This is a genomic window from Streptomyces sp. ERV7 (assembly GCF_001653515.1).
Lineage (GTDB): Bacteria > Actinomycetota > Actinomycetes > Streptomycetales > Streptomycetaceae > Streptomyces.
On the sequence record NZ_LYOY01000001.1, the window covers coordinates 1,178,908 to 1,197,768 of the forward strand.

The window sequence follows — 18,861 nt, forward strand, 5'->3', positions numbered from 1 at the left end:
GTATTGAAGAACATCATTCCGGAGCGCACGGCGCTCCATCCCCTCACCGTTCGGTCAAACAAGGCCGCTTTTCGGTCATCCAGTCCACCGCATGGTCCACCGCCCCCTTGATCGAAAACAACCGGGCGGTTCTCCGTCCCAGCTGCCACCCTTTGCGCATTTCCTCCGGAAGGTCGGCCCCGACCGCCTCGAAGTCACTGTCGTCGAGATCGACGTCGGGATAGTGGAACCATCCCCGGCGCCCGCTCCCGTCCCGCACCACACAGCTGTACACCTTCTTGGGCGGGTTCGACAGATAGCGGTATTCCGCGAGGTGAAAGGCGGTGCAGACATCGAATCCGACATTGATCATGAGAACCCGGGCATCGGCGCGGTACAGCGCCCCCAGCGGCGACTTCTCGCCCAGATGGCAATCGGGCTCATGTCCTTCCATCAGCTCCAGGGCACGGCAGCCCCAGGCGGCGAAGGAGGTCTGGGGATGGGTGCTGCGCACCGTCCCTTCGGAGGTGCGCACCCACTCCGCCAACCGGCCCATTCCCTGACTTCGGGTCAGGTCGGGGTCGAAAGGCGGCATTCGCCGCTTGAAGTCCCGGTACGCGGCAGAGCCCCGCGCATTTCTGGCCCGGCGCAGATGGGCCGTGGAGGTGAGCGAGTTCTCCGCGGTGAAGACCGGGACCACCAGGGTGCCCTTGAGCGAGCCGCCGACCGCCGACCGCAGGGCCTGGCCCAGCACTCTCGGGCCGTGCCCCAGACCGCTCATCGAGGCGTGCACCAGCAGGGTGTCCCCCTCCTTGACCCCCATGGCGACCAGGTCGTCGCGTAACTCGCTCTCCAGCGCCGCACGGGCTCGCTCATCCACGGGCTGCCTCTTCCCACTCCAGCAGGACGTCGGCGACCAGGCTCTTCCCGCCCACGGTGAGTTCGGCCGCCCCCTGAAGAGCTTCCAGCGCGCGCCGGGTCTCCGCCAGAGTGCGTGCACTCCTGTCGTACGCGGCGACCGCCACCCGCTCATGCGTTTCGGCCAGCAGGACCGAAACCGGTACCGGCTCCTCCCGCCAGTCGGCCCGGTGGTGCCAGCCGCCGTCCAGCGCGTACAGGTCCGCCACATCGCGCAGGGCCCGGAACCTGGCCCTGCGGAAGCCGCGCAGCAGCCCCAGGGCCAACGCGTCCCCCGTGAGCCCCACCGGCACCCCCAGCGCCCCGTAGCCGTGCCGCCCGGCCACCGTCCCGCCGTCGCCGGCGAGCGGGGTGAGGGTGGTCAGCGCGGCGGCCGCGGCGGCCGCGTGGCCCGGCACAGTGGCCGAGAGCAGCCCCCAGGCCGCGCCCAGGTGTCCGCTCCACTCGTCGGCCTCGGCGAGCCCCAGGCGCGGCAGCACCGGGGTGCCGAAGCAGTCGCGGTAGGGGTCGAGGCCAGATCGGCGTGGAGGCGGGCGAGCAGGGTGCGGGTGAGCTCGTGCTCGGCCGCGAGGAGTTCACCGGGGTCGGTGAGGGTGGCCGGAACGAGACGGGCGGCCGTGCGGGTCTCGATGCCCCGTACCAGCGCCTCCAGGTCCTCGCAGTAGACCGAGGGCCCGTCGAAGGCGTCCCGGCCCGCCGTCTCGTTCGCCGAGCGGTAGCGGTGGGTGTAGAGCCCGCCGCCGCAGGAGCGGACGACCGGGCACCCCTGGCACTCGGGTCCGACCCCGGCCAGGCCCAGCTGGCGCACCCGTACGCCGGGATGGGCGGCGACCTCGTCGAAGGAGTGCCGGAAGACGTCGAACCCGGTGGCGGCGGCGCCGTCGTAGGCGCTCTTGAGCGAGTCGACCTGCTCCAGGGTGCCGTCGGTCTCCACCACGACCAGGTCGGTGGGGGCCAGGCCCAGGGACTCGGTGAGGCTGGGGCCGCCGTTCAACGTCGACAGTACGGACTCGAACAGCCGGACCGGAACCGGTCTGCCCTGTTCCTCCCAGCGGTCGAAGACCTTGAGGATCCACTCGGCGTACTCGGTCGGGGAGCCGCCCGGCCGGGCCGGGGGCGCGTCCCAGGTGGCGTGCGGCAGCAGGTAGTCGATGCGCGGCGGGTCGAGGGCGATCAGCGCGTCATGGACGGCGACCGGGTCGTTGGCCACGTCGATGGTGCAGAGCAGCCCGAGGAAGAGATGGCGGTAGCGCTCGCTCTGGAGCAGTTCGACGGCCCTGAGGACCAGGGGATGGCTGGTGCGGCCGTCGGCGAAGCGGCGGTGGCGGTCGTTGGCGGCCTTGTCCCCGTCCAGGGAGATGCCGACGCGGACGTTGAACTCGTCGAAGAGATCGAGGTAGCGGGGGCTCAACTGGAGGCCGTTGGTGTGGATGCGCAGATCGAGCTCCGCGACGCCGTCGAGGGCGGCGGTCAGCTCCTCGCAGACCCTCCGCAGCCGGGCGGGGCCCGCCAGCAGCGGCTCCCCTCCGTGCAGGATCACTGACACGGAGGGCAGTACGTGTTTCTCGGCGTGCTCGGCCAGTCGCCGGGCCGTCCAGGAAATCGCCTCGTCAGAGATTGCCTTGGGGCGGGTACGCCAACTCTGATCAGGGGCTTCGTAGATATAGCAGTGATCACAAGCAAGATCGCATCTGCTGTGAACCTTGAGCACGATCTCGCGGAAAGGGACCACGGGTCCAGTCATTCCGCCAGTCTAGAGCTCTCCGACAGACTAGAGCGCCGAGTTGAAGGTCGATGCCTGCACCGGGCGGCCGAGGGACGAGGGCAGCACGCGGCCGAGCTTCCTGGCGGCGTCGGCGCCGCGGACGTCGATCTCGGCCAGGGGCACACGGCTCTTCTTCGCAGGGGCGAAGGAGAGAGAATTCACGGAGGTCTTCACGGCCGTCCTTGATGGGTAATTCCTGCATGTGGACAGTGGTACCGACGACATGCACCGTTGCAGTGTCGGCGGCACGACTTTACTCTCTTGGCCACTGTTGGCAACTGAGCACGACCGCTTGCCGCAAAGGCGTGACCCAGCAATGCCGGAAGGTGTACGGAACGGGTCGTTCCATCGAAAGAGTGATGACTAAAACCGCAGACAGGGGTGGATGTGACGGCGATTCCCGGTCCTCTGCAAAGCATGGTCTTCCGCAACGCCGACCTGCCGGGTCTCTTCCATCACGCGGACTCACTCGCGATAGGGCGCCAGCGGGCCGCGGTGAACAGCACCCGCTGGCAGTTGTGCCTGCTGGTGGTGGGGGCGGCGCTGGCGGCACTGCCCTGGAAGATGACGCTCGGTGGTGACTTCCAGCTGACCAGCGCGCTCAGCGCACTGGCGTACGCGGGGGTGCTCGCGGTGAGCTTCCACGCCGCCCGCGGGCACGCGAAATCGCATTGGCAACTGAACCGGTCGGCCGCCGAGTTCATCAAATCCATGTCGTGGAGGTACGCCGTCCACGGCACCCCCTTCGATTCCCAGGCGGCCGATCCCGAAGGTCTGTTCACCCTCCGTCTGGAGGAGGGACTGCGGGAACTGCGCAAGGTCGGCTGGCGGGATCCGCGCGAGGACCGGGCATCGGGCCTGGCCGATGTGCCCCTCGTCACCGCGCCCATGCGGGAGTTACGGGCGAAGGCGTTCGCCGTACGCAAGGAGACGTACGTCCGGGACCGTCTGATCGAGCAGCGCAACTGGTACCGGCGCCGACAGGAGGCGTCCCGGCGGGCCACCGCGCTGTGGACCTCGGCGATCACCCTGCTCACCGTTCTCGCCTTGCTCTTCGCGACGCTGCACATGTTCGGCGCGGCCCAGGACGTCAAGGTCGCCGGGCTGCTCTCGGCGGCGGCGGCCGCGTGTCTGGCGTGGAGCGAGATCCGCCGCCACCAGCCGCTGATCTCGGCGCACTCCCTGGTGGAGCAGGACCTCAAGGAGATGCACGTGGCCATGGAGAACACGGTCAGCGAACGGGAGTGGCCGGCGGCGGTCTACGAGACCGAGCGGGTCGTGTCGCCCCAGCACACCGACTGGCTGGTCCGGCTCCGCAGTTGACTGTCCTGATGGGGCGTCAGGGACGTCGTACCCCGTCGCACCACACCACCGTGACCGACTTCCCCAGGCCGCGGGCGTACTGGACGATGTCGCCGGTGCCGCCGAGCCCGCGCGCGGGCTGGCCGTCCCAGACGGCCACCAGACGGTCGCAGTTGTCCGCGATATAGGCGCCGGCCGCGTAGTAGGCCTCGTCCGTGGCGTGCGGGAAGTCCATCCGGACCTCCTGGCTGGCCCGCCTCTTCAGCCCCTGGTAGCGGGCGAGTTCGGCGGGCTCGGCGAAGCCCGTCTCGTAGTCGCCGCTGGGGATGACCACGGTCAGGGCGGCGCCGCACTCCAGGGCGATGGCCGCGAACAGCTGGTCCGCGCCGGCCGCGAGACTGGAGAGGGCCTCCAGCGACCCGTCGTGTCCGCACAGCAGGCTCCGCAGACAGGTGCGGATCTCCCCCAGCGCCTCGGAGGGAATGTCTCGGTGACCGGTCACTCCGATGCGTTTCACTGACTCACCCCGTGTGTCCGGTCGCCTCTCCGCCGTGAACATCCTCCCAAAAAGGCGCATCGCGTCCAGTCCGGCCCGTCGGACGGGCGCAGGGAACGAGCCCCCGTCCGGTGGCCGGACGAGGGCTCGCGCTGCCGCGGCAGCGGGATGTTCGACCGTCAGAAGAGACTGACGCCGTAGGCGTTCATGGCCTCGACCACGGGCTGGAAGAAGGTCGTGCCGCCGGAGGAGCAGTTGCCGCTGCCGCCGGAGGTGAGGCCGAGGGCGGTCGAGCCGGCGTAGAGCGGGCCGCCGGAGTCACCGGGCTCGGCGCACACCGTGGTCCTGATGAGGCCGTACACGATGTCGCCGCCGCCGTAGTTGACGGTGGCGTTGAGCGCGGTGACCCGGCCGCTGTGGATGCCGGTGGTCGAGCCGCGCCGGGTGACCGTCTGGCCGACCGTGGGGTTGGCCGCGCTGCTGATGTGCTGGCTGCCCACGGCACTCGGGTGGGAGAGCGAGGTGTTGCTGTACTGCACCAGGCCGTAGTCGTTGCCCGGGAAGCTGGTGCCGACCGTCGGGCCGATGCTCGTGGAGTGCGAGGAGCTGGTGTAGTAGTTCGGGTAGCCCTCGGTGCAGTGACCGGCCGTCAGGAAGTAGTAGGTGCTGCCCTTCTTGACGTTGAAGCCGAGGGAGCAGCGCCAGCTCGGCGCGTAGATGGCGTCACCGCCGGACAGCAGCTTGCTGAACCTGCCCGGGGTCCGCTCGACACGTATGGCGGACGCGTTGGCGCCGGCCTGCCGCTTGATCTTGGCTATGTCGGCCTTGCTGACGCTGGAGTCGGCGGTCACGACCAGCGTGTGGGTGGCGGGGTCGACGTTCCAGGCGGTGCCCGCGACATCGGCGCCGAGCACGGCGGCACCGGCCGCGGAGAGCTGGGAGGCGCTGAACGCCTGGGACGGGGTGGCGTGTGCGGTGGGGACCGCGAGGGCGCCGGCGGCGAGGAGCCCTGCGGCGAGGGCGACTGCCTTGGTGCGTCTCGCGAGACCGCGGTGGCGGGTGGGGGTCGGCGTTGTGCGGCCGTCCGGCGAGTACGGCGGTGTGCGCGAAGGCCGCCGCGGTGGCCGTCTCGGTCGGCTCGGTGACGGTGAGCAGGGGGGTGCCCGGCCCCGCCAGCGCCTCGATCCCGGTCTGCCGGTCGACCGCGTCGACCAGGACCGCCGTGTCGAACCCGAGGGAGGCGCCGGTACGGGCGCCCGCCCGGTCCCAGCTCGCGGCGAGCCGGCGGGCGGCGAGCGCCACCGGCCTGCGCTTCAACAGGCCGTCCCGGTCGGCCACGTGGTCGCGGACCTTCGCCGAGGCCAGGACCAGCGAGACGGCCGCGGCGAGCCGGGCGCCCTCGCCCTGGGCGACCGGGGCCGTCCGCATCGCGCGCAGCGGACAGGGCCCGGCGGTGCGCCTGCGCCCGGTGGCGCTCTCGACCTGAGCCTCCGTCAGCACCGAGACGATCAGGCCGTCGTAGTTGGTCACCACCCGGGCGAGCTGGCCGTGGTCGGAGCGAAGTGCCAGGCAGAGCCCGCAGAGATGGGCCATCCACTCGGTCCGCAGCCCCTCGGTGAGCCGATGCGAGCAGGGCCTGACGATTCCGAACACGACGCTCCCCCGGGTGCCGTGGAGCACCCCGCCCCACGCCTCGTTCAACAGTGCGGCAGGCATCGTATCGAGCGATCCGTTCACCCGTACGTCTGCCGCATCACCCGTCTGGACGGAAGTTCATATTTTGTATCCGTTACCCGTCATACAGCGGAAGAAAGCTGACGATTCGCCACATCTTCTGCACCAGTCCCGTCACGAATCCCCTGCACGGCGGCTATCCACTTGGCGCGGTATCCGCATCATGGACGACCATAGGGGTGCGGAACGCGAGAAGTAGCTAGAAGAAGTCCGCTGTGAGAGGAGGCGTCCATGGGATCGGTGCGCAAGGCGAGTGCCTGGCTGGGACTTGTCGAGGACAACGACGACCGCTACTACGACGACGAGTACACCGAGGAAGCCGCGTCCGGCGAAGCCTGGGTGACGGACCCGCGGGTGCGGGTGGCCTCCGACGCGGCCCAGGAGCAGGGCCGCCGGATCGCCACGGTCACGCCCGACGGCTTCCGTGACGCGCGCGGCATCGGCGAGCTCTTCCGCGAGGGCGTCCCGGTCATCGTGAACCTCACGGCCATGGAGCCCGGTGACGCCAAGCGCGTCGTGGACTTCGCGGCCGGTCTGACGTTCGGGCTGCGCGGCTCCATCGAGCGCGTGGCGACGAGGGTCTTCCTGCTGACCCCCGCCGACACCCAGATCCTCAGCGGCGAGGCCGCGGGCCGCGCCACCGGCGGCTTCTTCAACCAGAGCTGAGCGAGGTGCTCACCGGACCGCCGCGGCCCCCGGCGCCGTCCTAGCGGAACGCGTCGAGCCCGGTGAGCGCCTTGCCCAGCACCAGCTGGTGCATCTCCACGGTGCCCTCATAGGTGAGCACCGACTCCAGATTGGTGGCGTGCCGCATCACGGGGTACTCCAGCGAGATCCCGTTGGCCCCGAGGATCGTGCGCGAGGTGCGGCAGATCTCGATCGCCTCCCGGACGTTGTTGAGCTTTCCGAAGCTGACCTGTTCCGGACGGAGCCTGCCCGCGTCCATCCGCAGGCCGAGATGGTGGGCGAGCAGGACGCCCTTGTGGAGCTCGACCGCCATGTCGGCGAGCTTGGCCTGGGTGAGCTGGAAGCCGCCGATGGGCCTGTCGAACTGCTCGCGGGTCTTCGCGTACTCCACCGCCGACTCGAACGAGGCGCGGGCCGCGCCCATCGCGCCCCACACGATTCCGTACCGCGCGTGCGAGAGACAGCTCAGCGGGCCCTTGAGCCCGGTGACCCCCGGCAGCACCGCGTCGGCGGGCAGCCGCACCTCGTCCATGACCAGCTCGCTGGTGACCGAGGCCCGCAGCGACCACTTGTGCTTGATCTCCGGCGCCGAGAAGCCGGGGGTGTCGGTGGGGACGACGAATCCCCTGATCCCGCCGCTGCCGTCGTCGGTCTGCGCCCAGACCACCGCGACCCCGGCGACCGAGCCGTTGGTGATCCACATCTTGCGGCCGCTGAGCACCCAGTCGGTGCCGTCCTTCTTCGCGTAGGTACGCATCCCGGCCGGGTCGGAGCCGTGGTCCGGCTCGGTGAGGCCGAAGCAGCCGATGATCTCGCCCGCCGCCATACCGGGCAGCCAGCGCTCCTTCTGCTCGTCGGACCCGTACTTCCAGATCGCGTACATCGCCAGCGAGCCCTGGACCGAGACGAGCGAGCGGATGCCGGAGTCGGCGGCCTCCAGCTCCAGACAGGCCAGTCCGTACTGGACGGCGGTGGCGCCCGCGCAGCCATAGCCGGTCAGGGACATGCCCAGCGCGCCGATGCCGCCGAGTTCGAGGGCGAGCTCGCGGATGGGCGCCTCGCCCTTCTCGTACCACTCGGCGATGTGCGGCTGGACCCGGTCGGCGGCCCAGGAGCGGACGGTGTCGCGGATCGCGAGGTCCTCGTCGCTCAGCAGGTCGTCGATCCCGAGGGGGTCGGCCGGGTCGAAGGGGGGCAGCTTGGCGGGTGCGGACATGAGGATGCCTCCGGCGTCCCTGAGAACCTGTGCGGCTCAGCTAAAACTAGCAGTGGTAGTTATTGCTGACCGCAGACGTTACGGCTCAGTGTGCCGCGCGTCCAGACCCGCCCGTCCGCGCGGGGCTCGCCGCCGGCGTGCGTGCCGGGCGTCGGGGCGCGGGCGGTGGTTCAAAGACAGGCCCTCAGTGGCCGCCGGGCCCGGATCCCGCCGCCTCGGTGGCCGCGATCCCGGCCGCCGCGGGCACCCTCATCTGGAGCTCGGCACGCTGCTCGGGCAGCCCGGGCGCGAGCTCGGTGGGCTGCGCCCCGCACTCCATCACCCGGGGCAGCCGCAGCGCGGCCAGCGCGCCCAGGACCAGCAGACCGGCGCTGACCAGCAGCGTCACATGCAGACCGTGGACGAAGGAGTGCTGTGCGGCGCCGCGCAGGGCCGCGCCCGCGGGGCCGCCGAGGCGGTCCGCGATGTCATAGGCCTCGCCCAGCGAGTTGGCCGCACCGGCCGAGGCCTCGTGCGGGACGCCGGGGACCGAGGCGAGCCCGGGGGCGTAGGCCGCGTTCATCACGCTGCCGAGCAGGGCGATGCCCATCCCGGCGCCGAGCTGGTAGGAGGTCTCGCCGATCGCGGCGGCCCCGCCCGCGCAGTCGGCGGGCGCCTCGCTCAGCATCGACTCGTATGCCCCGAAGAGCGTCGTCTGGAGGCCGAAGCCCAGGACTATGAAGGCGCTGGTGAGCAGCAGCGGCCGGTCGTGCTGGCCCATCAGGACGAGCAGCAGCACGGCGGCGGCGGTCAGCGCGAACCCGCAGCCGACCATCCTGCGCGGGCCGAACCGGCGCAGGGTGTACGAACCGGTGGCCCCGGCGGCCATCGCCGCGAAGGTGAGCGGCAGCAGCCGCAGCCCGGTTTCGAGCGGGCTGAGCCCGAGGACCAGCTGGAGGTACTGGACGGCTATGAGCTCCAGGCCGACCAGCGCCAGCATGGCGAGGACGATGCACCCCACCGAGGTGGAGAAGGTGGGCCGGGCGAACATCCGCATGTCGACGAGCGGATGCGCGCGCCGCTTCTGGCGTCGTACGAACAGGACGATCAGGGCGGTGCCCGCGCACAGCGGCGCCAGGGTGAGGAGGTCGAGCGGCCCGTGGCCCGCGCCGAGCCGCTTCACTCCGAGGACCAGGGTGATCACTCCGGCGGCGGCCGTCAGCGCGCCGAGCACGTCCCACGGCCCGTCGGCGCTCCCCTTCGACTCGGGCAGCAGCCTGCGGCCCAGCGGCAGGATCAGCGCCATCAGCGGGATGTTGATCAGGAAGACCGAGCCCCACCAGAAGTGCTGGACGAGGAAGCCGCCGAGCACGGGTCCGGTGGCGGCGCCTATCGCGGCGGTCGCGGTCCACACGCCGATCGCGGTGGCGCGTTCACGACGGTCCGGGAAGACCGCGCGGAGGATGGAGAGCGTGGCGGGCATGATCATCGCGCCGCCGACGCCGAGCAGCGCACGGGCCACGATCAGGAGCTCGGCCGACCCGGCCAGGGCCGCCACCGCGGACGCCAGGCCGAAGATGCCGTAGCCGAGCAGCAGCACCCGGCGGCGGCCGATGCGGTCGCCGAGGGTGCCGAAGAGGATGAGGAGGGCGGCGCAGACCAGCGGGTAGGCGTCGACGATCCACAGCAGGGCGGTGGCGCTGGGGCGCAGGTCCTCGGTGACCGAGGGGACGGCGACGTGCAGGACGGTCGCGTCCAGCGCGACGAGCAGCAGACTCACACAGAGGACGACGAGGACGACCCAGCGGTTGGCCCCGCCGGCGGTCGCACGCGCGCGTGCGGCGTCCGTGGTCGTTCCTGCCATGTGTGTACCTCCTGTACGGCGGCCCCTGCCGGGGTCCCGGGACGCGCCGGCCTCGCGGTGGCGCATCGTCCCCCGCTCTCGGCGGACCCTGGACCTGCACGGTCTCCATGGGCCCGGCATCGACGAGCGAGTGATTCGTCAGCGTACGCGAGTTCCGGCCATCAGCACGTGGTACACCTCTCACCCCATTGGGCGCACCCTGTGGCGTACGCCACATCGGCCGAAGCGGGGCGGGCGCGGCCCCGGCGCATTAATGATCTTGGCACGCCGTGTCGGTGAATCCTGGCACCCGGTGCCAGGCCCGATGGAGGAACGATGAATTCCGACCCGCTTCCCGGAGAACCTATTCAACGGATTCAAAGAGCGTTCCCGAGCGGCCTGCGGCGGAATAGATTCCAAGGTCATCCACGCATTTAGCGGGCCCGGGAATAAACCGTGGCGTGAGACATACTCCACATCACATCGTCATCACAAACCCGCCGGATCGGCCTGGGCCGTCACTCACTCGCTGTAACGTCGATTGAGTGCGTACCGACCGAATCTTCGCCCGTCTGGACCGGGAGCCCGAGCCGCCGAAGATAGCGATCCCGCGGATGAGCCGTCATCGCGTGATCCTCTTCAGCGCGACGATGGCGTTCTACGTCGCCATCGTCGTCGCCGTGCTCGCCTCGTCCTGGCTCGTCGAGCTGGACTGGAAGGTCATGCTGTTCCGGCCGTACGAGCAGTGGCCGCAGATGCACGCCTTCCTCGACTACTTCGTGGTCCTGGGCCAGCGCGGCCCCACCGCGGTGATGGTCGCGGCCTGGCTGGGCTGGCGCTCCTGGCGGCAGCACACCCTGCGCCCGCTGCTCGCACTCGGCGCCTCACTGCTGCTCCTGAACATCACGGTCGGCGCGGTCAAGCTCGGCCTGGGGCGCCTCGGCCCGCACTACGCGACGCAGATCGGCTCGGCCGAACTGTTCGCGGGCGGCGATATATTCCCCTCCGGCCACACCGCCAACGCGGTCGTGACCTGGGGCATCCTCGCCTATCTGGCCACCACCCCGCGGGCCCGGCGCTGGCTGTCGGTGATCTCGGCCGTGGTCGCCCTCGGCGTCGGCGCCACCACCGTCTACCTCGGTACGCACTGGGTGAGCGACGTGCTCCTCGGCTGGGCGGCCGGACTGCTCATCCTGCTGGCCCTGCCCTGGTGCGAGCCGCTGATCGCCCGCGCCGAGGCGCTGGTCTTCGCGCTGCGGGCCAAGTGGCGCGCACGCGGAACTGCCGCTCCCGCACTGCCCGTTCCGGCCGGCACGCTGCCCGGCGTGTTCGCCCAGCGCACCGCGAGCGAGGACGACACCCCCGTGCGCGAGCCGGTGGCCGACTGCCCGCTGGTGGCCGGGCGGGCGGACGCGCGGCCGGCGGACGGGGCGCCGCTGGAGCCCTGCCCCGTGTGCGAGCCCTGACCGTGGCGTCCCTGACGTACGACCTGACCCTCGCGGGACTCACGGTCGGCAGCGCCGCGGCCCTCACCGGCATGGGGCTCGTCGTCACCTACCGGGCCACCGGCGTGCTCAATCTGGCGCACGGCGCGATCGCCATGGTCTGCGCCTATGTGCTGCGCCAGCTGGTGGTCGAGTGGCACTGGCCGCTCCTCCCGGCCGCCGCCGTCACCCTGCTCCTGGCCGCCCCGGGCCTGGGCGTGCTGCTCGACGTGCTGGTCTTCCGGCCGCTGTCCGTCCAGGGCAACGACCCGGCCCGCACCCTGGTCGCCTCGATCGGCGTGTTCGTGCTGCTCGTCGGGGGCGCCGCGCTGCTCTGGGGCCCGGGCGCACGGGCCGACGCCCCCGCCCTGGTGACCGGCGAGCCCTGGGGCCAGCTCGCGGTGGTGGCGGCCCTGGCCGCGCTGGTGGGCGCGGTGACCCGCTGGACGCGGTTCGGCGGCGAGGTGCGGGCGGTCGTCGACGACCGCGAACTGGCCGCGCTCGGCGGCATCGACACCGACCGGGTGGCGTCGGTGGGCTGGGCGTTCGGCGCCTTCACCGCCGGGCTCACCGGTGTGCTGCTCGCGCCCTATGTACGCCTCGACCCGTACGGTCTGCCCCTGCTCGTCGTCGAGGTGATCGCGGTCGCGGTGATCGCCAGGATGCGCGGTGTGGTGGTCGCGGCGGGCGCCGCGCTGCTGATCGGGGTGGCGCAGGCGCAGTTGACCCGGTTCCATCCGGCCGGGCGCGCCGAACCGCTGGTCCAGGCGGTAGGAGCGAATCTGTTCGTGGTGGCGCTGCTGGTCGCCGCGCTCGTGCTGCCGGGGGTCGGGACGCGGGACGCGCTGTCGCGGACGACGGTCGCCGCGGTGCGGATACCGCCCGCCGCCTGGCTGGTGGCGGGCGTCCTGTTCCTGTTGCCGCTGGGCTTCGCGGGCTCCGATCTGCACACCTCGGTGCAGGTCCCGGCCCTGGCGATCGTGCTGCTCTCGCTGGTCGTGGTGAGCGGCCGGGGCGGCCAGATCTCCCTGGGCCAGACCGCGTACGCGGGTCTGGGCGCCCTGTTCACGGGCCGGCTCTCGCAGTCCGTGCCCGAGCTGGTCGCCCTGCTGCTCGCGGTCCTGCTCGTCGCCCCGCTGGGCCTGTTGACGGGCCGGCCCGCGATCCACCGCCACGGTCTCGCGCTCGCCCTGGCCACGCTCGCGGTGTCCGTGGCTACCAGCCGCTTCGTCTTCGCCCAGCCGTACGCGACCTCGGGCCTGACCCTGACCCGCCCGGCGGGCCTGGGCGACGACCGCGCGTACTACGCCGTCGAACTCGCCCTGCTCGTCTGCGCGCTGCTCGCCGTGGCGGCCCTGCGCCGGGGTCGTACGGGCCGTGCCCTCGCGGCGATGCGCGACCACGAGGAGGGCGCGCGGGCGGCGGGCGTGCCCGTCCCCGCGCTCAAGGTCGTCGCGTTCGTGACCGGCGCCGCCCTCGCCGCGCTCGGCGGCGGGCTGCTCTCGATGGGGCTGCGCGCCTTCGACCCGGGCGCCTACGACCCGGTGCGCGGGCTGCTCTGGTTCGCGGCCGTGGTGGTCCTGGGCGCCGACAACCTGCTCGGCGCCCCGGCCGCGGCCGCCCTTCTGGTGGGCTTGGACGCGGGCACCCGGGGCGGGGTGGCGGCGGCCGCCGTCGGACTGCTCGCCCTGCTCGTCGGCCGCTTCCCCCAGACGCACGAGCTGCTCTCGCGCTGGCGCAGACCCCCGAAGGCGCCGCCGGCCCCGGTACGGAAGGTGTACGCGCTCCCGGCGGGCCCGGCCCCGGCGGCGGCACCCGAACTCGCCGCGCACGCGGTGCGGCTCTCGTACGGCTCGTACACCGTCCTCGCGGGCGTCGACCTCACCGTGCCGCCCGGCCGGGTCACCGCGCTGATCGGCGGCAACGGCGCCGGGAAGACCACGCTGTTCCACTGTCTGTGCGGCACCCTGCGCCCCGACGCCGGGCGGGTCGCGTTCGGCGGGACCGACATCACCCGCCGCCCGGCCCACGCCCGCACCCGGCTCGGCATCGCCCGGACCTTCCAGCAGATCGCGGTGTTCCCTTCGCTGACGGTGGAGGAGAACGTACGGATCGGGGCCGAGCAGGGCCGGGTGCGCGACCCGGCGGCGGTGGAGCAGGCACTGCGGCTGATGGGGCTCGCGGGCGGGGTGCGGCGGCTGCCCGCCGCCGGGCTGCCCACCGGCACCCTGCGCCGCGTCGAGCTGGGCCGGGCGCTGGCGGGCCGCCCGCACACGCTCCTGCTCGACGAGCCCGCCGCCGGACTCGACACCGCCGAGGCCGGGGAGCTGGCCCGGGTGCTGCGGGCGCTGGCCGCCGACGGCATGGCCGTACTGGTCGTCGAGCACGACCTCGACCTGGTCGCGGACATCGCGGACACGGTCCATGTGATGCGGGCGGGACGGATCGGCGGTCAGGGGCCCGGGAGATGAGCGTCGAGATCGAGCTGAGGGGCGCGCGGGTGCGGTACGGCCCGCTGGAGGCGCTGCACGGCGTCGACCTGGCCGTGCCCGACCGCGCCCTGACCGTTCTGCTCGGCCGCAACGGCTCCGGCCGCACGACCGCGCTGCGCGCCCTGGCGGGGACGGTGGCGCTGACGGCGGGGCGGGTGGTGTGGCGCGGCGCCGACGTCACCCGGGTGCCCGTCCACCACCGCGCGCGCCGCGGCCTGTGCCTCGTCCCGGACGCACGGGCGGTGCACGCCGGGCTCACCGTCGCCGAGAACCTCCGACTCGCCGCCCCCGGCGGGGACTTCACGGCCGCGCTCGACGGCTATCCGGCGCTGCGCCCGCTGCTGCCCCGGCGGGCGGGCACCCTGTCGGGCGGCGAGCAGCGCATGCTCGCGGTGTCGCGCGCGCTGGTCGGCGGCGCCCGGCTCGTCCTGCTCGACGAGCCGGTCCAGGGCATGTCCCCCGAAGTGGCCGAGCGCACCTACGACCTGCTGGCCGAGCTCGCGCGGGAGCGGGCCGTGGTGGTCGCGGAGCAGCGGCTGCCGCCCGGCCGCAGGGCGATCGTGCACCGGCTGCGGCGCGGGAGCGTGGTCTTCAGCGGCGAGAGCACGGAGCCGGCGGCGTCGGCGCCGGAGTGAGCGGGCTGTCGCTTCCGGGCGTGCCCACGGCGGGCCCGGCCCGGCCACCGCGCGGAGCGCACCACGGCCCCGCCCGGTCGAAGGAACGGGCGGGGCCACGGCCGTACGGACCGGCGGGTGCGGCGGAGCCTAGAGGGCGAGCCGCGCTCCCGGCATGATCAGGTCCGGATCGCCGCCGACGACGGCCCTGTTGGCCGCGTACAGCGCCTCCCAGGTCGTGCCGTGCGCCTCGGCGATGGCGGAGAGGGTGTCCCCCTCGCGCACGGTGTAGTCGCCGCCGCGCGAGCCGCGGTCGCTCCGGACGGGCGGACGCTCGGGCTTCCCGGCCGGCAGGGCCTTCGCCTCGACCCGGCCGGTTTCGGCCTTGCGTGCCTCGCGCTCGGGCTGCGCCTCATGCGCGGCCTTGGGCTTGGGCTTGGGCTTGGCCTTGTGCCCCGCCGGCTTCGGCGCCGAGGGAGCCTCCCCGTACGCCCCCGCCTTGGCTGCGCACACGGGCCACGCACCCCAGCCCTGCGCGTGCTGGAGCCGGGTGGCGACAGCGATCTGCTGCGCCCGGCCGGCCCGGTCGGCGGTGGACGCGTACGCCCCGCCGCCGTAGGCCCGCCAGGAGCCGGCGGAGAACTGGAGCCCGCCGTAGTAGCCGTTGCCGGTGTTGATGTGCCAGTTTCCTCCGCTCTCGCACCGCGCGATGCGGTCCCACACCGCACCGTCCGCCGCGCCGGCCGGGCCGGCGGAGACGGCGAGCAGCGCCAGCGGCGCCGCCACCACGGCGGCGCCGATCGCCGCCATCGTGCCGCGCCCGCGCTTCGAGCTGGAACGACTGGTACCAACAGACATGAAGTCCCTCTTCCGAAGGACCCGGGTCTCCCAGGCGGTACGGCCCCGGGACGCGTACGGCGTCCCGTTCCGTGCCGCCCCGCCCGCCGGGGTCGTGCGCTTGTCTGTGGTGCGGTCGTACGAGTCGTAGCTGTCGTGCGGCCGTACGGGGCGGGCTGCCCGGGCGGTGCTCGGTGCACACGGCGTTGGAATCTAGGGACCGGATCACGGTGGTATCAACCAATGCCTTGTCATTCCAGGCCAGTTGACTGTTACCATGGGTAACGGCAATTTCCGGACACCCACTTGATTGAGCGATTTCAGGATTTGTCGATCCGCGCCTCGGCCGATCTGTGAGCCACCTCACCGGCCCAACTTCCGTGCAGCCGCCACGTGTTGACGTGGAGTGAGGGATTCCGGGGGCGTATTCACCCTCCGCGCCCGGTGGTTCGATTCCGTTCGCCCTGGGGCGTGACCCCTGCCACAGATCCGCCGTTGTCCTTTCAGGAGCCGGGAACCACCCGGCGCACGCATCCAGTAGGAGCCACCCGTGCCGCGCATGCTCGACGTCAGCGAGGACGTCCGCGCCGAGATCGGCGACGAAGAAGCCGACCGGCTGCTCGCCGGCGAGAACGCCCCGGGCAGCTACGACTGCACCTCCTGCCGCACCCCGGGCGACTCCGAGCACGAAGCCACCAGCACCGTGCTCTTCGTCGGCGAGGAGACCGCGGTCCTCGCCTTCGCCCACGCCTCCTGCATCCCCTCCCAGGTCGTCCAGGTCTCCGAGGAGCAGCTGCAGGGGGCCGTCCGGTCCATCACCGGCGACGAGTTCGGGGGCGCGGCGCCCGAGCAGGCCGTGCTCGGCATCACCAGCGGTCTGATCCTGATCGAGGGCGCGCTGCACCCGGCGCTCGTCGTGGAGCCCACCGCCCCGATCGCCCGCCCCGGCTCGGGCGGCACCACGGACGAGTTCCTGCCGCTCCTGATCGAGCAGGGCTTCGTCCCGGTCACCGACGTCGGCCGGATGCCCTCGGTGCTCTCCGGCTGGTCGGTGCTGCTCGCCATGGGCCAGCTGCACGCGATCCTGCAGCCCGGCACCGGCGGCAGCGGCAGCCCGGTCTCCTGGTGGCAGGCCCACCAGCCGCTCCAGGTGACCGAGGGCTGGCGCGCGGCCGCCAACCGCACCCAGCGCGTCCTGGTCTTCGCGGCCCCGGTCGGCTCCATCGGCCAGCAGCCCCGCGAGGACCTGCTGCGCGACGCCCTGGAGAAGGCCGCCTCGGACGGCACCCTGGTGTCGGCGGCGATGCCCCTGGCGGGCACGTGAGCTGACCCGTCCCACAGCCCCGACGGATCCGGGGCCGGACCGCTTACCGGTCCGGCCCCGGATCCGTCGGGGGCGAGCACCTCCGCCACGCCCTCGGTCCACTCGGCGGCGACCGGCCGCAGCGGGGGCCGCCGGAGCGCCGCCAGATACAGCTCGTACTCCAGCTCCACCCGCGCCCGGTCGCCCGCGATCCACTCGCCCATCAGCCGCGCGAGCTCGGCGGCCACGTCCACGCCCGGCTCCGCCAGGGCCCCGCTGTCGCGGATCGCGGCGGCGAAGCCCTCGTTGGCCTGGCGCAGCGCGGCGACCATCAGCTCGTCGAGCGTCGTGAAGTGGTACGTGGTGGAGCCGAGCGGCACATCGGCCTCGGCGGCGACGCTGCGGTGGCTGAGCCCGGAGATCCCGCGCTCGGCCACCACCCGGATCGCGGCGTCGATGATGCGGCGCCGCCGGTCGGGGTCGTACCGTCGGGCCATCAGTCGCACGCTCCTGGGACGGGGGCCATGCCACGACCGTACCCGGCACCCGGTGACGGGACGGCGGCCGCCCGGGGTCAGCCGGTGACGGTGAACCAGGTGGCGCGGGACTTCTTCCACTCGGGGTGGGTGAGGTCCTTGGCATCGGTCCCGTCGCCGTACAGGTCGGCCGAGCCGTTGTCGGTGATCAGCTGGGCGCGGGCGCCCGGCGCCGACAGGTCCGGCACCTCCACGACGGCCTCCCAGCCGCCCGGGTCGCTGGTGGGCAGGTCGCGCAGCTTCACGGGAGCGTGGGCGGCGACCCCGTCCCACGAGTACAGGGCGTACGGGTCGGAGTTGTCGTCGGCGGCCCACGACCCGGCGACGATCAGATACTGGTCGGCGGCGTTCTTACGGATGTCCCGGATGCTCAGCCCGCCCAGATCGAGCTCGACGGGCGCCCCGAAGGCGGCCTTGACCCCGCTGCCCACCACCTTGTCGATGTTGGTGACGGGCACGATGAGCGCCTTGCCGCCGCTCGCCGGCGGCACCAGCGGCGCGCGGAACCCGATGTACGCGGTGGTGGTCGAGCCGGGCGCGAACTCCAGGCCCTCCACGTTGAACCCGTCGATCTGCTTGGGCGCCTGTCCGGCGGCGGTCGCGGCGGCGAAGCCGTACCGGTCGCCGTTGGCGCGGTCCCAGGCGACGAGGTCGTCGCGCAGCTTCTTGTACGAGCGGCCGACGGTGAGCTGGGTGCTCGCGCCCGACCCGGTGACGGTGGTGGTGAAGACGGTGTTGCGGTCGGCCTTGTACTCGCCGTCCTTGTTGTTGCCGAGCGAGCCGGTCCAGTAGACGGTGTCGCCGACCCGGGCCGCGCCCTCGATGTCGATCTCCTTGGAGACCCCGAGCTGGGAGCTGAAGTCCCAGGTCCGCACGGGCGCCCCGGAGGCCGAACGGTCGTACAGCCGCAGGGTGTTGGACTCGTCGTCCGCGACGACGACATGACCGCCGCCCACGTCGACGGCGGCGGAGGCGTCGCTGGACCCGGTGAAGTAGCGGGTGTCGGCGGCGTCCCGCACCGCGCCCGAGGCGGCGTAGTGCAGTGTCTTGGTGACGCTCTTGCCGCCGAGCCCGGTGAGCTTGAGGGTGAGGTCGGTGTACCCGCGCCCGCGCGCGGCCACCGCCACCTGCCGGGTGGCCCCGGTCCCGGTGACCCTCACGTCCCCGGTCCCGGCGACGGAGGACTTGGTGCTGGCCGAGGCGGCGACGGTGAGCGCGGAGGCGTCGGCCCCGCTCTGCCCCACGGTCACGGTCACCACGGGGTCCCCGGTGGCCCCCACGGCCCCCGAGAGATATCCGGCCGAAAGCGAGAGGGTCGGGGTGCCGTATCCGGCCGCGTGCGCGGGTGCGTTCAGGCCCATGCCGGCCAGCGTAAGACCCCCGCTCACCACCACAAGGGCAACGCGCCTGGTACGGGAAACGTGATGCAGCACTGGGTGCCTCTCGTCGACGCGATGTCGACGAGAAGACTCCGGTGCGTGCGCCAATTCCGGCCGTACGGGGTACGTACGGAAGACGAACAACGCCGGACGGCCCGCACGCGCCAAAGCGCGTGCGGGCCGTCCGGCGTACTGGTGCGACCGGAGAGGTCAGACGTTGAACCCCAGCGCCCGCAGCTGCTCGCGGCCATCGTCCGTGATCTTGTCCGGGCCCCACGGCGGCATCCAGACCCAGTT

At 72.4% G+C, this 18,861-nt stretch carries 13 protein-coding genes and 5 pseudogenes; 6 read left to right on the top strand and 12 right to left on the bottom strand.

The genetic code is table 11. The features are described from left to right. Window positions 1–43: 43 nt before the first annotated feature. The 3 genes and pseudogenes from A8W25_RS05270 to fxsA all read right to left on the bottom strand — a co-directional run bounded on the left by A8W25_RS05270 (window position 44) and on the right by fxsA (window position 2,836). Entirely contained in the window at window positions 44–859 is an 816-nt protein-coding gene (locus A8W25_RS05270) for an aminoglycoside N(3)-acetyltransferase (RefSeq protein ID WP_234386190.1), read from the bottom strand. After that, window positions 852–2,641 (bottom strand): annotated as a pseudogene (locus tag A8W25_RS05275) (FxsB family cyclophane-forming radical SAM/SPASM peptide maturase). Before A8W25_RS05275 ends, A8W25_RS05270 begins: the two are co-directional and overlap by 8 nt. A gap of 27 nt (window positions 2,642–2,668) precedes the next feature. After that, a complete protein-coding gene (fxsA, locus tag A8W25_RS34285) occupies window positions 2,669–2,836 on the bottom strand; it encodes an FxSxx-COOH cyclophane-containing RiPP peptide (protein ID WP_067156419.1) in 168 nt (55 codons plus the stop codon). Between the two features lie 243 nt (window positions 2,837–3,079). On the opposite strand from fxsA, the gene A8W25_RS05285 reads away from it, so the two are divergent. After that, window positions 3,080–3,985, top strand: a complete 906-nt coding sequence (locus A8W25_RS05285; RefSeq protein ID WP_067156422.1) for a DUF4231 domain-containing protein — start codon at window positions 3,080–3,082, stop codon at window positions 3,983–3,985. A 16-nt stretch (window positions 3,986–4,001) separates the two neighbouring features. Here the strand turns inward: A8W25_RS05285 and A8W25_RS05290 are convergent, their stop codons facing one another. The 3 genes and pseudogenes from A8W25_RS05290 to A8W25_RS34720 all read right to left on the bottom strand — a co-directional run. Next, window positions 4,002–4,481, bottom strand: coding sequence for a hypothetical protein (locus tag A8W25_RS05290; RefSeq protein WP_067156425.1), 480 nt, complete (start codon window positions 4,479–4,481; stop codon window positions 4,002–4,004). A 158-nt stretch (window positions 4,482–4,639) separates the two neighbouring features. Further along, window positions 4,640–5,539, bottom strand: a pseudogene (locus tag A8W25_RS05295) (S1 family peptidase); the annotation flags it as partial. Then, a pseudogene (locus A8W25_RS34720) lies at window positions 5,523–6,113 on the bottom strand (DUF5685 family protein); the annotation flags it as partial. The pseudogenes A8W25_RS05295 and A8W25_RS34720, both read right to left, overlap by 17 nt. A 312-nt stretch (window positions 6,114–6,425) precedes the next feature. On the opposite strand from A8W25_RS34720, the gene A8W25_RS05305 reads away from it, so the two are divergent. Then, complete coding sequence (locus A8W25_RS05305; protein WP_067156430.1) at window positions 6,426–6,860, top strand: cell division protein SepF; 435 nt, start codon at window positions 6,426–6,428, stop codon at window positions 6,858–6,860. A gap of 40 nt (window positions 6,861–6,900) precedes the next feature. Here the strand turns inward: A8W25_RS05305 and A8W25_RS05310 are convergent, their stop codons facing one another. Together A8W25_RS05310 and A8W25_RS05315 are read right to left on the bottom strand one after the other, a co-directional pair. After that, window positions 6,901–8,097, bottom strand: a complete 1,197-nt coding sequence (locus A8W25_RS05310; protein ID WP_067156432.1) for an acyl-CoA dehydrogenase family protein — start codon at window positions 8,095–8,097, stop codon at window positions 6,901–6,903. 184 nt (window positions 8,098–8,281) lie between these two features. After that, entirely contained in the window at window positions 8,282–9,940 is a 1,659-nt protein-coding gene (locus A8W25_RS05315; RefSeq protein WP_067156434.1) for an MFS transporter, read from the bottom strand. Window positions 9,941–10,464: 524 nt separating this feature from the next. On the opposite strand from A8W25_RS05315, the gene A8W25_RS05320 reads away from it, so the two are divergent. From A8W25_RS05320 to A8W25_RS05330, 3 genes are read left to right on the top strand one after another with little or no spacing between them, the layout of a single operon-like run. Beyond that, window positions 10,465–11,385 carry a phosphatase PAP2 family protein gene (locus A8W25_RS05320; protein ID WP_107470598.1) on the top strand — a complete coding sequence of 307 codons (921 nt, stop codon included), beginning with the start codon at window positions 10,465–10,467 and terminating at the stop codon, window positions 11,383–11,385. Window positions 11,386–11,387: 2 nt separating this feature from the next. Continuing rightward, a complete protein-coding gene (locus A8W25_RS05325) occupies window positions 11,388–13,874 on the top strand; it encodes an ABC transporter permease subunit (RefSeq protein WP_067156750.1) in 2,487 nt (828 codons plus the stop codon). Next, window positions 13,871–14,530 carry an ABC transporter ATP-binding protein gene (locus tag A8W25_RS05330; protein ID WP_067156437.1) on the top strand — a complete coding sequence of 220 codons (660 nt, stop codon included), beginning with the start codon at window positions 13,871–13,873 and terminating at the stop codon, window positions 14,528–14,530. The genes A8W25_RS05325 and A8W25_RS05330 overlap by 4 nt, the downstream gene beginning before the upstream one ends. Before the next feature lie 129 nt (window positions 14,531–14,659). On the opposite strand, the gene A8W25_RS05335 is transcribed toward A8W25_RS05330, so the two are convergent. Continuing rightward, window positions 14,660–15,367 carry a transglycosylase family protein gene (locus A8W25_RS05335; protein ID WP_067156441.1) on the bottom strand — a complete coding sequence of 236 codons (708 nt, stop codon included), beginning with the start codon at window positions 15,365–15,367 and terminating at the stop codon, window positions 14,660–14,662. Window positions 15,368–15,896: 529 nt separating this feature from the next. On the opposite strand from A8W25_RS05335, the gene A8W25_RS05340 reads away from it, so the two are divergent. Further along, window positions 15,897–16,670 carry a hypothetical protein gene (locus tag A8W25_RS05340; RefSeq protein ID WP_067156445.1) on the top strand — a complete coding sequence of 258 codons (774 nt, stop codon included), beginning with the start codon at window positions 15,897–15,899 and terminating at the stop codon, window positions 16,668–16,670. Window positions 16,671–16,741: 71 nt separating this feature from the next. Here the strand turns inward: A8W25_RS05340 and A8W25_RS31965 are convergent. From A8W25_RS31965 to A8W25_RS34295, 3 genes and pseudogenes are all read right to left on the bottom strand, one after another. Then, window positions 16,742–17,146 (bottom strand): annotated as a pseudogene (locus A8W25_RS31965) (TetR/AcrR family transcriptional regulator); the annotation flags it as partial. A gap of 77 nt (window positions 17,147–17,223) precedes the next feature. Then, window positions 17,224–18,546 (bottom strand): hypothetical protein, encoded by a 1,323-nt coding sequence (locus tag A8W25_RS05345; RefSeq protein WP_234386194.1) that lies wholly within the window; start codon window positions 18,544–18,546, stop codon window positions 17,224–17,226. Between the two features lie 228 nt (window positions 18,547–18,774). Continuing rightward, window positions 18,775–18,861: pseudogene (locus tag A8W25_RS34295) on the bottom strand (metal-sulfur cluster biosynthetic enzyme); the annotation flags it as partial.